The organism is Bradyrhizobium stylosanthis, assembly GCF_001641335.1.
In the GTDB taxonomy this organism is placed as follows: domain Bacteria; phylum Pseudomonadota; class Alphaproteobacteria; order Rhizobiales; family Xanthobacteraceae; genus Bradyrhizobium; species Bradyrhizobium stylosanthis.
In genome coordinates, this window is record NZ_LVEM01000002.1 from 1671376 (window position 1) to 1685368 (window position 13993).

The following is a 13993-nucleotide window of genomic DNA, read 5'->3' on the forward strand; positions in this document are numbered from 1 at the left end:
CTCGCAAAAGCGAGGGCTGGACAATTGATCCGAGGAAAGATCCGCACTGATCGGGCGCCCAACCCGCAAGGGTCCGGCAGGCCTTCCGATGTTCCCCGCAACGGTGCTCTCCTGTTGGAGCATCCATCCGCTTCGTCTAGATGGGGGCGGTGACTTCTTGCTCTATTCAGTACTCGCTTGAAAGCATCAGCGTGAGCACACGCAAGGTTCGCTTCGGATCGCTCGGATCTTCTGAGCCGTACCGCATATCTTCATCGTAGTAGTCGATCTTCCAGAAGAACTTCCGACCCACGAGCTCGAAGCTCCCGAAGTCGTGCTCGCCATGTCGATCGTTTCGGACGTAAACCTCGAGAAATTCGCCACGCGGACAAGCGCCTCAGCCACCACGCGCTCTGGCAACTCAGCAACACCCATTGTCATCATGACCTTGCCACCGTGGAACGTGCGACGGAACTCCTCGTTGAGGAATGCGATCATATTCATCATGGCTCTCCTCCGCGGCTTCGCTCTTGTACGGCGTCACATAAGGCGCGCCGCAATTCGGACAATCGTTGTCACATTGCGCCGACCACACGTCCGGCGATTCGGTATCCGTTTCGTCCTCGAGGTAAGTCAGCATGGTGTTACAGGCGTCCTCGGCCTCAGCGAAGCTTTGGAGGGGCGAGCCTAGAACCCTGATCGCGCCACGGCTCAGGTCGAGCGGACGCCACGACGCCACGTAGCCCAACCTTCCGAAAAAGCCGGGACCAGTCGGGCTCTGGAAGCTGATCACGAACGAATAGTCGTTGCTACTTGCGTTCCATATCTCCATGTCTTCGACTGCACGATGGAATTCCAGGGGCATCAGGGGCCGTTCGCCGGGCCAGCCGAGAACGAAACTGCTGTGGGCGGGCGCCGGGCAGGGTCAATACACCGCAGCTCTGGCCAAGTTGTATTTCGTCGCCAAGCCATGGCATCGCTTCCTTATACCCAGGGCACACGAGGCGTCATTCGACCGGTACGTTCAAAGACCGGCCAGCCAAATAGCCGCGGACCTCCTTGAGGGGGCTCTGCAGAAAAATGTTGGCGCACGCGCCAGATTACGAGCCGTTCGGTGCGAGTGGCATTGGTTTGGATGCCCATCAATCCTGGTAGGTACCTTGCGGGCCTCCCTCAGATACAATCTGATGGCATTACAGCGGCCAGCCGCGTGGGGTGAGGGAAATGATCGATAGGCGCGTGCTTTGGTTCTGTCTCGGTCTCTGTATCTGTATCGCCTTTGGTGTATGGTTGATTTTGCCCGCCGGGCTGGCCGGTAGTAGCGATGGCGTTCGTATCGAAAACAACGCCCTTATCGACAAGGTTAAATCAACTTGGCGAGCGCAGGATGGTGAGACAGCGGAGCAAATCTTCAGTAAGGTCTCCAAGGTGGCACACTTCATCCCGCGGGGATGGGAGGTTGGTCAAAAGACCGACTCGGGAGAGCCAGTTATCTTTTCGTGGGCCAAGCACCGGACCGATAAAGCAGACGAAGAATATACAGTCACCTGGGAGATGTCGCCCGATGGCACAATGAAAATTGTGGCGCCCTATGCAAAACCGATGGAACTAGGCTGGCAGGCGTTCGCAGTCTCGCTGATCGCCGACGAAGTAACAGACGACGAAGTAACAGACGACGAAAACGGCGTGAACCGTCGCTTTCTGCACAATCCGGCAAACTTCAACTTTGTAACGACAGCGCAGGGTAAGCTGGGCGATCTTCTGCGGCGTGGCCGTTGCACTATCGGCGAACCGGTTGGAGTGCACTACTTGCCAAAGGCAGACGAACAACAAACGTCGAAGGGCGACCTGTGGCGCGTTCAGCTTTCGGTCGACTGCAATGTTCCTGGGCCTAGTTATTTCAGCCGTGACGGAGTCATCATTTTCGAGAAGCACGAAGGGCACGATTGGGAGCCGCAATCGTTCTTTGCCAAGGTCATCGCCACTTACGTACCCGGCTCTTGGTTTGAGCTTGCAGGCCCGAAAGATCAGGAAGCTTTCGAGGCGGGCCGGAAGGTGTTGTCAAAATAATTCGCGCTTGCACGGTCGATGGCTCGAGGGCCGACGATGTTGAGGTCGCAGCTTCGCTGCTTAATGCGGTTCCGCTGCACAAGACCCGCGTTTGGGTTGGCGCAGGGATGCAAGAATATGCTTCTCGATTTGAAAAAGGTCGATTGACGACGCAAACGCCGACACTCACGCCGAGAGATCAAGAGATAAGGCGGAGGAGCGCAAGCTGCTAAAGCAACAAACAACTTTGGTCGAGCGAGCTTGAGCGCACGCGGCGCATTGGATTGATAGGAAGCGAGTATGAACAATTACTCGCAACATCTGTGGGAGGCTTTCGTGTCAGGGGCACAGAGAATCGAAGCTCAGTATCTTCATACTGACGAGTTTCCGGATTGTACTCGTAGCGAATACATTTCGTGTCGTCTGCAGTCTCCTCCCATTAGAATCACTAACTCCACCCCTCCGACATTGCTTTTTTGATTTGTATATCGAATCGCCGTCGCACGTGAAGAACTTCCAACTATAATGACTTGATCAGGATGCCTCAGTGCGTCGCTCCCGCCACGTGAGGGCAGTCGCCATTCGCATCAAAATGACTTAACCACATCGCATCGTGGGCTTCTTCGGACGCGTGCGATCAAGGTATCTGTGACGGAAATTATATCAATGTGGTTCGTAATTCGATTGTATAGAAAGACGTCAGAGGTACTGTTCGTGTCGCCAACAACTAGATTTGACGCTCCACTCGCATAAACGACATAGTTGCCATCGCCGCTAATCGACGGACTTCCAATTTGACGCTCTTTGTATCTGCACGCAACAGGAAATTGCGCGCCTAACGTGAGGAGCGCTGCTACCACACCCCATTACCCGTTTTGATTTTCGACCGTTTGGAAAAACGTGAGTGCCAGAGCCGCCGCATCAAACAGGCCCATCCGGCGATCTTCGCTCATCCACGGCTTGCGGGGCGGAGGCACATATTGCTCAAACGCTGGAATGTGCTTCGCAATTCGCTCGGCAGTCTTTGCTTGTTCGGGCATTCGTAGCATTCGAACGCGCCTCGTACCTCCTCGCGGGAATAGGCAAGAACCGGAACGGCGCGATCTTTCGCGAGTGCGGCAATTGATGCATTGAGGGTTCTAATCCATTGCGCGCGTTTTGTTCCTTGCGCGGACGTATCCTGAATGACGAGCGTGTCGGGCTTATACAGATGGAAGAGGTGCGTGATGCGCCGGAGGCACACGTCGCATTTGCGGGGTCCCCGGCTCTCGCGAATTCCCCAATCGAACGGTTCTAAGCGGCCTTCGAATAGGATGAACGCAAAGCCGCGCGTGTTCGCATAAATAGAGAGGACGAGCGCATGCCGACGAAGCGTGACCATATGCTCATTGCGACGCGCTCGCTCCTACACGGTCCAACAGTCGTTCGAGGAAGTCGAGTTTTAGGCGGGTTACATGTGACGAATCGCCCTGGAGCTGTTCGTAGAGTTCGTTTGCACGTGCGCGTATCGACGCGCGCAGATCCGACATAAGCCCAGGAAACAGCTCCAACGCCGGCATGTTGAAGACAGCATGCAGATAAATACCGCGTCGAGACTTGGCCTTCGCTTCGATCCTTCAATGCGCGAGACGGCAGTCCGACTCTTCACGCCGATGAGAAATGCGAGTTCTTGCTGGGTAAGTCCCCAGCGACGACGATGCGGGCGAACGTATGATTGGTGTCGGTGATGCATATAGTGCAGCCGGCCAGTAAGATGACAGGCACGCACCAATGATCCCGTTGAAAGCGGTCTCGTTCGAGACACGAAAAAGTGCCGACTCGGCACAGAAAGACAAAACTGCGTCCCCCATTCTATACCATAGTGGCTTCAGAAAGGATGCCCCATTGTGCATGAAGATGCGGTGGAGGTGGGGACTTGGGGACTTTGGGGACTTGGGACGATGTGCTCTTAGGACGTCCCCGAAGTCCCCAAGTCCCCCGCTTCGGTCGAAGCCGTGTCCATCGTGACGCTTACACCATATCTCTGACACAACATCTCGGCTTTCTTCCTCTCGGCCATGGGCACGACGTAGACGCCGTGAGATTTATACGTCTGAAAGTTTAGCTTCTTACGCAGAATGCTCCCGATCCAGCGGTTGCTAATCGGTACGCTGTATTCGCTCCCGTAGCGCCGGATCATGCCTGTGGTAATGTCGGCAACCGGAACGACGGGTCTATTGGACGACAGCATCTGTTCGATGAGCACTTCCAGGACCTGCGCTTCCATGAGTAGGCCCCGCTCGGCAATGATAGAAATTTGAGCGCGCTTGCCAACCTTCCGTACTTCAGTCTGGATCCGTTGATTACTGGCGATGCTCAACAGGGGCAGCATGATTTGATTGATCCGCGGCTCCAGCGCAGGGTCGACAAGAGAAGGGTCGAGCTTGATTTCGTGTCGTTTGCGAAAGCGATACAAGAGCAGCTTGTCGCGCAATTCGCGTGCTTCATCCTTGAAGGTCGGAGGGAGGTTGATGGGGAATGTCGTCGCGCAGCGGTCGGGCGCCTGTTTCTTCGGTGATGAACCGACTTTCCAGCGCTCTGTCCTCGTAGCGGCCCCGCGTCGCTACGATTTTCGGTCCAAAGACATGAAATGCATCGGGATTGAACTCTCGTTCGCGATTCATGACCGTGCGCAAGACGGGCATGCCGCGCACGTTTCCGTTGTTGAGGATCTTGACTATCTCGGAGCGCTCGTCACTGAAGCGGAAATCGGCCTCATCGAAGATAAGCGTTCCGCGGAAAGCATCGAGGGTATGGAAGATCGGCGAAATGGTCGAGGCACCGCTCGCGAAGAACGGCTTGTAGCAGAGCGATCCGATCGAGGAGCGACCTCGTCTTCCCCGTCCCGAAATCGCCTCGAAGACGAAGGTAAGGCAAGTCATTGAAAGCGTCATAGACCCAGCTAAGCAACACGTAATGACCAGCGACCTGCTCGAAGGGCGGGCTGAGATCAGCATAGCGATGGATGAAGTTGATGACGTCAGCGACGAGCTCTTGCTCGGTCCCGTAAGAGAGTGGCTCCGACGGGAGCAGGACAACCTCGTTCTTAATGAGATTGTTGTCGGCCGAGAATGGAACCAATCGATGGCGTCCTGGCACGTCAACGTGCGGAGCTAACGTCCAGCGTCCCGCCAGGGACGTCGCAAACAACGTGGTGCGATTCTCGGTTCGATATACCAATTCGATGACGGTGCCGTCCTCCAACAGATCGGAGACGGTCGGTTTGACATCCCTATGCTGTGTCGTCTCTCTGCGGATGGGGCTATCGTTGTTCATGCATCATATAGTTGCCGACCATATCGAGTTCTGCGAGGGCCGGAGACGCATCTGCCCAGGCACGTTCACCAGCCTTGGTTGCAACAGGAGCGGCATCTAGGCTGAACGCATGGAAGGCATAATAATTCACATTGGCTGGGAATATTTTATTGGGCTCTTGGGCGCTCTGGTCGCAATGGCCTGGTACTCAAACGGGCGGTTCACGGCGCTCGAAACCTCGATGGACTGGGTCAAGAACATGCTTCTCGACCTGAAGAAATCGATCGATGATGCGAGCACCACGTCTGGTGAGGGCGCACCGAGAGACAAGAATGCCGAAGGACAGCATCTCAAGCAACAAACACTCTGGTAGGGACGAGGGAAACCGACGAGCCGGGTCCAATCGATTTACTCCCGCAGTTGCTACGCGTGAAGCGACGTGGGTGGCGTCGTAGAGGAAATGATCTGCCCCTGACGAAGTGCTTGCTAGCTCCGCGTTCATTGGGCAGAAGCCGCGCTCTGCACTGGAGATCGTGGGGCGAATTCTCTGGCTTGCTTCACGGGGAGAGCGGGAGGCCGCAACGATCAAATATCACCTGCTGGACGAGTGTTTGGCGAGCGGTCGCTATAGCGTAAGAGCCGAGAAGGCCGTCTCAATGGCGAGCAAGGCTCCGCGTTGGTCTTCGGATAACTCCATCGGGGATCCTAATAACGCCATGTCGTCACCGTCGCAATGTCGTGCGCATCAACAGCTATGGGCGCGTGATTGACCTGAAGCCCCTCGCCCGTCTCCTCGTAACGAGGCTCCGCAGCTTACATCATGAGGTGTTCGAATTGGCGAAGACCTGTTTGAGCTCAGCGCTGCAGCGGGGAGGTGCGGTGGGCACCCGTAGGTGGCGAATGTCGCAGCGCCACGTTCAGTCGTGAGCGCTCTCATATCCGGCAGGATCGAAGTCGCGAGCCGTCCATTCCTCTCCGGGCTCTAGATCGGTTAGGTCAACTATAACGCCCGTGCCTTCAACCGTCCACCCTCCCATCTTGGCTGCCCCCTCGTGGGTCGCCATGCGACGAGAAATGACCACTTCATCCGTAGCGATGCTGTACAGCTTCACCTTGTAAACAGCGGCCCTCCCCATTTCCATTTCAATTTGCTCTTGGTCCGCGTCGTGCGCATATTCGCGCAGATCGATCAACACCAAGTTCCCCCGCTTAGGGAGCTCCGCGAGCTTGTCGAGGATGTACGATGGGGCTCCTTCTTTGATCTCTACGCCGTATCCGTAAACCAGCCCGTCGTCGTTGGCGATCTCGTGTATCACGTACTCGATTTCATTTAGCTCATCGGGCGTGAGGTCAAGTGCCGCGGCAATCGCCTCGGCTTCCTCGCGCTCGTACTCTTCTTCAAGCTGCCTGCTGCTCATGCCGCCAATGCCCTTTTCCTAAAGTCGACTTCGTCTGCATCGGCTCCTAGCATCTGCTCAAAGCCTTTGTCTAAAGTGAGCGTGGCAGGTGTCGAACTGCCTCAAGTACGCCTGCGCGCGCCTAGCGACAGAAGCTCTCTCGGCTGCTCGGAATACCCACTTATTACCAGCTCGAAAGTTGATTTCCTCCGCGCGCTTTAGCCTCGAGTACGAAGTCACGGCACGATCAGCCCAACGTTCAACCGCATGAACACGTCATCAATCGCATGCGCAAGCGCATAGTCGTTCAAAGGGCTCACATCGTCTTCGCCCGCAAAGTGCAAACCTACCGCTCTGCTTGTAGAGCGTTCCACCCACAACGAGCCGGAGTCGCCTTCCAAGCTCAGAGCAGCCGCCGGCGCCGCCTTATCGGGTACCAATCGGAATCCCTGCATCCATTCTGGCCCGTCTCCGAAACCGGTGTAGTCGATCCTATAGGTACCGGCTACGCCATCAATCAGCGCCTGCGAGACGCCGGATACTGCACCGCTCTTGATCGCCGACATTCCTAGAGCGGGCGCGATCGTGGCCGTTGGCACGACCGCGGTTCCGAACAATTGCTCGCTCAGATCCATGTGGTCGGCGAGCCGTCCGAGGGCAGCATCGAACTGCTCCGACAGGCGGAGCCACCGTTCCAAGTTCGCCACCTCATTAGGGGGGCTGCTGCCTAGGTCCATCGGCCCTGGCTGGCTAATCGGATCCCCGACCGATGCTTCGGGCCCGCCGCAAAGCACGTGCCAATTGCTCAAGAGATAGCGTTCTTGAGTCGTGAGGTCGCGAACTATGGCTCCTAGTGTACCTGTGCTCCGCTGCTTGAGATTGCCCACACTGAGACCCGGCTGGACGAGACGCTGGGGCGCGCGCGGAGTTCCGGCGTGAGGGCTGTAGCCGATCTCCAGGACATCGAGGTCGATGCCATCGATCTTATTCGGCAGTCTCTGGTCGATGGGCAGACGTGACAGACGCTGTTTCCGGTTCATATGAAATCGAACCGACATCCGGTCGGTACGCTTCCCGTCCTTGAAGGCGAACCCGTAGTCGACCCCGCAGACGCCATCCAGCGACCGAGCCATCCGCTTGGCCTTGCTCAATGCCGTCGCAGCACGGGAAGATGGCGAGCGCACCATTGGCCGACGATCACTGCGAGTTGAATGGCACCGACCAAAGAAAGTCCGTTCGCAATCGTCCGGCGGCGTACGCGGGATCGTTCTGAAGATCGGGCTTGCCGCGAAAGATTGGAAGGAACACTCGTCCCCCTTGGCCCTGCCAGTCAGGCCACCAAGCGGATCGGTTGTGACAGTTCATACAGTTGCTCACGGTGCCGTTGCCCGATCCCCCATCCGGAAAACCCGCCTCAAGCCACGGATTGAAGGCGATATGCGGCTTTCCGTCCGGCTCGCGCGGCAGGTCCAAGTCGTAGGTCGCGCTCATGAGGAAATTGCGCCAGACCCCGACAACCTTGGCAGGCCGGTCGGCAGCGAAAGGGCCATCGTCGGGTCGGTCGTGCCACCAGAGAGTCGCCCAAACCCAGTCGTCGATCTCTTTGGTAGTCAGATGGGAAGCCACCAGAACCACGTAGTCGCCTTCCTGCAACGGTCGGCCGAGCGCAAGCTCCGCGGCTCGGGCCAACCGATCGTTCGCCATCGCGTTCTGGGCCGTCTGTGCGTCGAGCTTGACCGCATGGAACGCGTCAATGCCGACTAAATGCGAATTGGGAAACTGCTTGCCTAGAAAGAATACCGACCGGGTCGCGTTGGGAGGAACGTTGGTCTGGTTCGGGTCGACCGCAACGACGCGCGCCCAAGTCGTGAACGGGTTACCAGCGGGACGGGGCGGATTGCTCTCAGGATCCCAGATGGGCAATGCAGTGACCTGGTCCCGAGCAATCGGCCACCACACCGTCTTCAGCGAGATAGCCTCAGACGGAAAAGCTGGAATTATGCGATTGCCGGGAACGACCGAATCCGGCGCACCGTTTGCTCGTAGCGCGTCAAGCTCGACGGTGAGATAGAGCCGATTTGTGCGTACGTGCTTGTAGCCCGCGTAGTTGTAGAGCACCTCCGACAGCAGAGCAGTCCCCGCAGCTTGCGGCAAGAGTTCACCGGGGATGACCGACAACTGGGCGGGCTGCTTGAAACGCCGCACGATGCGCCGTGGTCCCACCGCCTGCGGCTCGGGACCGACCTTAAAGACCTCATCTTCCGAGAACCATGTTTCGAAGATCGGGTACTTCCCATCCGGCGTCGTCTGGGTCATGCCCGCAAATACGTTCCAGACGTGGAGGCGCTGCGCAGGAACGTTTGCCGATGTCCGATATTGCTCGAGTGTCTGCTTGTTTGCGGGATAATCGAAACCTGGCGGTATATCGAAGTAACCGACCGGCGGCTGTTGAGCGACCGCCGCCAATGATCCGCATAAAATTGAACAGGTGACGAAACAAACAATCGATCGCAGCTTCTGCATGAAAGCTCCTCGAGAAAATCGGCGCGCCGGGCCCAGCTCAGGGCTGATAGCCGCCGTCGATCCAACTCTGGAACAGTGCAATCTTCTCCGCCGACCAGGGGCCGTCCCCACCCCTCGCAGGAGGTGGCGGCATCACCGGCCCGCCCTGCGCCTTCAGTCTGCGAAGAATCCGATCAGCATTTGTCTTGACGTCGCCGTACTTGGAAAGATCACAGAGCCACATCATGTGATTGATGTCCGTCTGCGTAAACAGTGGTCTGATGTCGGTGGCAAATCCTATCAGCGGATTGCCATTTTCGGCGCCAGACATTTCTATGCTCCGGCCAGCTTCGCAAACTGGCTTATCGTTTGCCACAATCGACTAGCATTTTACACTACGTGATCTAGTAGGCAGTGTCGCGGTGGCGCGGGGCTTCGTCTATTCGGCCGTGGTGCTGGACTGGGCCACCCGCCGGGTTCTGTCGTGGCGGCTATCGGTACCATGGAGGTGGCGTTCTGCGTCGCGCGCACTGGAAGCCTTGGAGGGTCACGGCAATCCCGAGATCTTCAACATCGACCATGGCTCGCAGTTCACCGGGCGCGACGTTCACCCCTCGACTTTTACAATGGCCGACGTCCACACTCGAGCCTTGACGGCGGCGCACCGGATCAAACTTACTTCACCTCGCTGCCACTCTGCACGGCAGCCTACCCCCGGCAGAGGCTCCACTTATCGACGCGGAGATTCTGTTCAGACAACCGGGACCAGCTCTGCTGGACCCATCGACGCTACCAGACTTAGTAGGTTATGTGTGCGCTCTCCTCAGGTACGATAAAGAAGACTCGAGTGGACAGCCGCCCTTGCGATGGGCGACTGTCCGCATCACCGATCCACGGAGGAAGTCATCATGGAGACCATCGCTGGCATCGCGACGCTTGGGAGCTCGGCCGCCGGAAGCCTCGTCCCGGAGGGCGGCACGAAGGGCACCTACAAGTACACAGTGACCTTCGGGACGCCGTTCCCGAAAGCCCCTGTCGTCGTCGCGACACCGCTGCAAGGCACCAACTACACGGGGAACATCGCCGACACGTTTGGGATCGCCGTCACGGCCGTCACAGAGAAAGGCTTCACCGTGAACGTCAACCGCCTCGATGCGCTCAACGGCGGGTGGGACCAGAACCTCCGCCTCCAGTACATCGCGTCCCTATAAGACCAGGGCGCGTGGAGACGGTAGATCCGTTCGGATCTGCCGTTTTTGCTAAATATCAAGGACCGCTCGGTCCCGGATTTGCCATTCGCGCAACCGAATTTATGGGAAGTCTTTCCGAGACTTCAATTCAATACATGCGCAATCGGCTCGCCACATGCGGCAAGCTCTTGAAGAGAAGCGTTCCCTGGCTACCAGGGGCCGGAGAGCAGCCAGTCACTTATTTTATGCGAACCACTTTAGAACGGTTTGACGGCAGAGTAACATGGCCCACTCAAGTATTGAGGAGGCCTGCTATGAAGCTCCTTAATCGTCTCGTTCTTTGGGCAGGTTCAATTAGTTTCTGCGGCCTTGCAATCACGGGCCAATGTAATGCGCAGTACTATCAAATAACACCAAGGACCTTGGTCTATCCGTACTATCAGGGGGCCAACGCAATTTATCGACATTATCGGCCCTAGTTGTACCGTCTTACGACCGAGCTTGGTCTGATGTTAGAAGCGATCATAATGCCGGAAATTCAGTTGAAGCCACCCTTGTTGGGGCTCCAATAGGTTTAAGCGCGTAAGTTGAGGAAAACCGACGTTAAATTATCCTCGCGGTCTCGCCCTGCTCGAAGTTATGGGGCCGGCCTAGAACATCTACTTCAAGGGTTCTGCGTCTCGTCTAGGTATGCATCATGGCCAAGATGACCAAAAACCAGCCGATTGACGCAATTGCTGAGAACGCAGCTCTCCAAGGCCGACACAAAGGCCGTCATCGAATAGATGGCAACTGTGGGCTACAAGGAGCTGAACGAGGCCGGTGAGTTTGTTGTTCCGGGTTTCGTAAAAATGTCCGTCGTAAGCAAGCCCGCTACTGAAGCTCGCAGCGGAATCAACCCCTTTACAAAGGAGCCGCTGGAATTCGCGGCGAAGCCGGCTAGCAAATCCGTCAAGGCGTCACCGATCAAGGCTGCTAAAGACGCAGGCGGTATGACAGAGAATGCGCAACCCAAGCTTAGATCTGGCGACTGCAGCTAATCGCTAACGCTTCACCATCGAGCGAGTGCTTTGTCAGTCAGGCCTTGCGATCACTTTGCGTGAACGGAAGCGGAATCGGTCGGGCTGTGGGGCGGGAAGCACGCGAAGGATTGCGCGCCCTGAATTCATAATTATCAGCAAGCTTCAAGAGACGTTGCTTGGTGAATGGATCAGCTCTTTCAGCAATGTCACGGACTTGCGAAGCCCGAGCCCGATAGAAATCCTCGTTCATGAAAAACCAATCCCATGTTGCCTCTAAAGGCTCGAGATCTCTCGCCTAATTCGGCAAGCGGCCTCTTCTTCTTTGTGCTATAGCAGAACCGGCTTCTAGTCGTTTAGGCGGTGCCACGAAACAAAGCTCCAGCGATGATCGAATATGCATGCCTCTGATCCTACACACGTCTAGGAGTACGGGTGAGAATACGTTGTATGTTGATCCCTATCTATCTTTCCAGTTGCTCTCGCTCGCCGGCGAGCTTGTTCATTTGAGGTGACTGCGATGGTCAGAAAAAGCTGGGCAGCTCCGCGTACTCATGCTTCTACGAATCTTTGGCACAGGGCTGACGCCCGTTTTGCGTCGATGAGCCTGTTCGCTGCCGTGAATGATCATACAGATGCTCGACGGCCCTAGCTCGTATCTCGACAACGCAATTAGGTTGATGGACGAGGAGGCGGCCTCAACGGCGCAGCGTGTTGAGGCCGGAATGCTTCTTCTTGATCGAGTCCCGGACGCAGTTCAGTTCGCCTTTTGCCATCCCTGCCGACGAGCTCATCCAATTCTGAGGTCTTCGGCAGAAAGTTTCCCAGAACGACTAGCCTTGGGCTCGTAGCTAATTCGGGCGCCTTCCGCCAGGCCGGAATGGCCGGCCCTTTCAACGGCACTAATGTGCACGAAGATGTCTGGGCCTCCATCGTCTGGTTTGATGAAGCCGTATCCTTTGGACGTGTTGAACCATTTCACAGTACCCATTGCCACTGCAGCATCTCCAATTGAGTCAACTCAATCTAACCGACAGCTGAGGCCGGCATCAAGGGCGATGAAGCAAGAAGACTGGCTTCTCATAGCAGGCAACCGATACTACGCGCTTGCATGTGGCGCGACCGTTTAGATGGACCTCAATGACCGACACTTTGTATTGGTTGGTACGGAAACGAACACGGCATTGTCGTGCTCGTAACATCATTAGTGTGAACGTTGTCGGGCCAAGATTCGAAGCGCACATTCGCTGGAAAAATGCAATTTCCAGCCAGAAGCAGCAGGTTTAGTGCATGAGATGTGGATAGGACGCGATACGGTGAAAGACGGCGAATGGTCCGGAAAATTCGCAGTCATTGTGATCTCGTCCTCATCTGCTTTTTTTGATCGCGACCACTGCCGCCTATTTCTCGTCGCCAAAGATCAAAATGGCGGAGGGATCCTGTATCTCACCATGCCTCAACGTCGGGTGAGGACACCTCACCGGAGTATTGTTGCGCCACCGCTCCTTATCCGTCGGTCATCCTCAAGCGCAACTCACCACCGCGATTCCGCGGGATGGCAGCCGCGCTGACTGATAGGGCTGAGTCTGAGCTGAAGCGATGTACAAGTATAGCCTTTGCAAAATCACGTTGCTTCCTGACGAGGCGGCAAGAGCTGCAGTTTGACTGCAGTGGCGCTAACTTTGCAGGGATGTCGGGTTAATCATCAGCTAAGATCCTCATGGCAAAAAGAAGATTGGACATCAAACTGCAATCGGCCCAGCTCAGGAGTGCCTCATGCTTTTTCGCGCCACCCACTAACAACAGAGCGCCTCGCTTCAACTCGCGTTCTGACCTAGCGATTGCAAGCGGCGCAAATCCGAGCGTCAAATTGGGTGAGTTGAGTTACAGTATGGGGAAGGAGATTTACGGCGAGCTTGCGGATGGTCGGCGGCAGGTGGGTGCGTTTCATCTGGTCCGCGATATCCTCGGACTTGAAAATGGTGAGAGACATCAGTTCACAGCAGAGGCAGTCGTCGCGACGACAGTTCGCTTGATCAGGCGCACCAGCCTTGAAGACGCGGCAGAGAACGATGCGGTCGTCCTCCGCAATTTGCTCAGGGTGACGGCCAAAAATCTGCAGCACGCCGAGAACCATATGCTGCTTGGACGAAAAACCTCGCTGGAAGAGGTGGCCGCCTTTTTGCTTGAAATGGACGAGCACTCGGCCGGCGCATTGTCCGATATTGCCGACCACCTTGGCCTGACACCCGAAACTGTGTCGCGCGCCTTGTCCCCAGCTGCACAGGCAGTTGGTCCTCGAGTTTCTCGGAAAAAGCCAGCGCAAAATCGTAATCCGCGACCGTCGGCAGCTCGCAAGTGTTGGTTCACAAAGATGATCGGTCCGGAGCCACTTCTCGTCCAACTGGAGAGGCCCGGGCCGGGTGGTTTGGAGCTGCAAAGTGCAGAGGGGATCGGCTCCTCCAGTGAAACCCGCTGTTGCAGCTGCAGAACGTCGAGTCCGGATGGGGACTTGCGGATTGCCAGAACTGCTCAGAATTAATCCTGATGCCCAGCTCGGCCA

16 protein-coding genes and 3 pseudogenes are annotated in these 13993 nt (G+C 56.5%); 7 read left to right on the forward strand and 12 right to left on the reverse strand.

Annotated elements, in window-relative coordinates; all coding sequences use genetic code 11:
• Positions 1-166 precede the first annotated feature (166 nt).
• Together A7X65_RS43160 and A7X65_RS43710 are read right to left on the reverse strand one after the other, a co-directional pair.
• On the reverse strand, positions 167-292 hold the full coding sequence (locus A7X65_RS43160) for a DUF3768 domain-containing protein (protein WP_245323639.1): 126 nt from the start codon (positions 290-292) through the stop codon (positions 167-169).
• Between the two features lie 108 nt (positions 293-400).
• The gene (locus tag A7X65_RS43710; protein ID WP_347336385.1) at positions 401-844 is read right to left on the reverse strand and encodes a hypothetical protein; all 444 of its coding nucleotides are present in this window, start codon (positions 842-844) and stop codon (positions 401-403) included.
• 359 nt (positions 845-1203) lie between these two features.
• On the opposite strand from A7X65_RS43710, the gene A7X65_RS19740 reads away from it, so the two are divergent.
• Positions 1204-2049, forward strand: coding sequence for a hypothetical protein (locus tag A7X65_RS19740; protein ID WP_063687582.1), 846 nt, complete (start codon positions 1204-1206; stop codon positions 2047-2049).
• An 845-nt stretch (positions 2050-2894) separates the two neighbouring features.
• On the opposite strand, the gene A7X65_RS41870 is transcribed toward A7X65_RS19740, so the two are convergent.
• From A7X65_RS41870 to A7X65_RS19750, 4 genes are all read right to left on the reverse strand, one after another.
• A complete protein-coding gene (locus A7X65_RS41870; protein ID WP_156527887.1) occupies positions 2895-3068 on the reverse strand; it encodes a hypothetical protein in 174 nt (57 codons plus the stop codon).
• 410 nt (positions 3069-3478) lie between these two features.
• Positions 3479-3760 (reverse strand): helix-turn-helix transcriptional regulator, encoded by a 282-nt coding sequence (locus tag A7X65_RS43850; RefSeq protein WP_082884992.1) that lies wholly within the window; start codon positions 3758-3760, stop codon positions 3479-3481.
• Between the two features lie 216 nt (positions 3761-3976).
• Entirely contained in the window at positions 3977-4501 is a 525-nt protein-coding gene (locus tag A7X65_RS19745; RefSeq protein WP_063687584.1) for a hypothetical protein, read from the reverse strand.
• Between the two features lie 10 nt (positions 4502-4511).
• The gene (locus tag A7X65_RS19750) at positions 4512-4949 is read right to left on the reverse strand and encodes a hypothetical protein (RefSeq protein ID WP_063687586.1); all 438 of its coding nucleotides are present in this window, start codon (positions 4947-4949) and stop codon (positions 4512-4514) included.
• Between the two features lie 34 nt (positions 4950-4983).
• Here A7X65_RS19750 and A7X65_RS19755 point away from each other — a divergent pair, with 34 nt between their 5' ends.
• On the forward strand, positions 4984-5184 hold the full coding sequence (locus tag A7X65_RS19755; protein ID WP_063687588.1) for a hypothetical protein: 201 nt from the start codon (positions 4984-4986) through the stop codon (positions 5182-5184).
• A 268-nt stretch (positions 5185-5452) separates the two neighbouring features.
• A complete protein-coding gene (locus tag A7X65_RS19760) occupies positions 5453-5695 on the forward strand; it encodes a hypothetical protein (RefSeq protein ID WP_063687590.1) in 243 nt (80 codons plus the stop codon).
• Between the two features lie 544 nt (positions 5696-6239).
• Here the strand turns inward: A7X65_RS19760 and A7X65_RS19765 are convergent.
• The 4 genes from A7X65_RS19765 to A7X65_RS19780 all read right to left on the reverse strand — a co-directional run bounded on the left by A7X65_RS19765 (position 6240) and on the right by A7X65_RS19780 (position 9552).
• Positions 6240-6740 (reverse strand): hypothetical protein, encoded by a 501-nt coding sequence (locus tag A7X65_RS19765; RefSeq protein ID WP_063687592.1) that lies wholly within the window; start codon positions 6738-6740, stop codon positions 6240-6242.
• Between the two features lie 215 nt (positions 6741-6955).
• Positions 6956-7870 carry a chymotrypsin family serine protease gene (locus tag A7X65_RS19770; RefSeq protein WP_145669976.1) on the reverse strand — a complete coding sequence of 305 codons (915 nt, stop codon included), beginning with the start codon at positions 7868-7870 and terminating at the stop codon, positions 6956-6958.
• 46 nt (positions 7871-7916) lie between these two features.
• Complete coding sequence (locus A7X65_RS19775) at positions 7917-9242, reverse strand: hypothetical protein (RefSeq protein ID WP_063687596.1); 1326 nt, start codon at positions 9240-9242, stop codon at positions 7917-7919.
• A gap of 37 nt (positions 9243-9279) precedes the next feature.
• Positions 9280-9552 (reverse strand): hypothetical protein, encoded by a 273-nt coding sequence (locus tag A7X65_RS19780; RefSeq protein ID WP_063687598.1) that lies wholly within the window; start codon positions 9550-9552, stop codon positions 9280-9282.
• 85 nt (positions 9553-9637) lie between these two features.
• On the opposite strand from A7X65_RS19780, the pseudogene A7X65_RS43165 reads away from it, so the two are divergent.
• The 3 genes and pseudogenes from A7X65_RS43165 to A7X65_RS19790 form a co-directional block, all read left to right on the forward strand.
• Positions 9638-9930: pseudogene (locus tag A7X65_RS43165) on the forward strand (DDE-type integrase/transposase/recombinase); the annotation flags it as partial.
• A 199-nt stretch (positions 9931-10129) separates the two neighbouring features.
• Complete coding sequence (locus tag A7X65_RS19785) at positions 10130-10432, forward strand: H-type lectin domain-containing protein (RefSeq protein WP_167358264.1); 303 nt, start codon at positions 10130-10132, stop codon at positions 10430-10432.
• A gap of 676 nt (positions 10433-11108) precedes the next feature.
• Positions 11109-11451, forward strand: a pseudogene (locus tag A7X65_RS19790) (HU family DNA-binding protein).
• A 37-nt stretch (positions 11452-11488) separates the two neighbouring features.
• On the opposite strand, the gene A7X65_RS40705 reads toward A7X65_RS19790, so the two are convergent.
• Complete coding sequence (locus A7X65_RS40705) at positions 11489-11683, reverse strand: hypothetical protein (protein ID WP_082884994.1); 195 nt, start codon at positions 11681-11683, stop codon at positions 11489-11491.
• 537 nt (positions 11684-12220) lie between these two features.
• Positions 12221-12427 (reverse strand): cold-shock protein, encoded by a 207-nt coding sequence (locus tag A7X65_RS40710; RefSeq protein ID WP_082884995.1) that lies wholly within the window; start codon positions 12425-12427, stop codon positions 12221-12223.
• Between the two features lie 723 nt (positions 12428-13150).
• Between A7X65_RS40710 and A7X65_RS40715 the strand changes: the two are divergent.
• Positions 13151-13808 (forward strand): annotated as a pseudogene (locus tag A7X65_RS40715) (helix-turn-helix domain-containing protein).
• The last annotated feature ends 185 nt before the right edge of the window (positions 13809-13993 follow it).

What these genes read in the sequence shown, in the direction of transcription:
- A7X65_RS43710 (WP_347336385.1), bottom strand. Translation starts at nt 844, where the DNA reads ATGCCCCTGGAATTCCATCGTGCAGTCGAAGACATGGAGATATGGAAC.
- A7X65_RS19740 (WP_063687582.1), top strand. Translation starts at nt 1,204, where the DNA reads ATGATCGATAGGCGCGTGCTTTGGTTCTGTCTCGGTCTCTGTATCTGT.
- A7X65_RS41870 (WP_156527887.1), bottom strand. Translation starts at nt 3,068, where the DNA reads ATGCCCGAACAAGCAAAGACTGCCGAGCGAATTGCGAAGCACATTCCA.
- A7X65_RS43850 (WP_082884992.1), bottom strand. Translation starts at nt 3,760, where the DNA reads ATGCATCACCGACACCAATCATACGTTCGCCCGCATCGTCGTCGCTGG.
- A7X65_RS19750 (WP_063687586.1), bottom strand. Translation starts at nt 4,949, where the DNA reads ATGACTTGCCTTACCTTCGTCTTCGAGGCGATTTCGGGACGGGGAAGA.
- A7X65_RS19755 (WP_063687588.1), top strand. Translation starts at nt 4,984, where the DNA reads ATGACCAGCGACCTGCTCGAAGGGCGGGCTGAGATCAGCATAGCGATG.
- A7X65_RS19760 (WP_063687590.1), top strand. Translation starts at nt 5,453, where the DNA reads ATGGAAGGCATAATAATTCACATTGGCTGGGAATATTTTATTGGGCTC.
- A7X65_RS19765 (WP_063687592.1), bottom strand. Translation starts at nt 6,740, where the DNA reads ATGAGCAGCAGGCAGCTTGAAGAAGAGTACGAGCGCGAGGAAGCCGAG.
- A7X65_RS19775 (WP_063687596.1), bottom strand. Translation starts at nt 9,242, where the DNA reads ATGCAGAAGCTGCGATCGATTGTTTGTTTCGTCACCTGTTCAATTTTA.
- A7X65_RS19780 (WP_063687598.1), bottom strand. Translation starts at nt 9,552, where the DNA reads ATGTCTGGCGCCGAAAATGGCAATCCGCTGATAGGATTTGCCACCGAC.
- A7X65_RS19785 (WP_167358264.1), top strand. Translation starts at nt 10,130, where the DNA reads ATGGAGACCATCGCTGGCATCGCGACGCTTGGGAGCTCGGCCGCCGGA.
- A7X65_RS40705 (WP_082884994.1), bottom strand. Translation starts at nt 11,683, where the DNA reads ATGAACGAGGATTTCTATCGGGCTCGGGCTTCGCAAGTCCGTGACATT.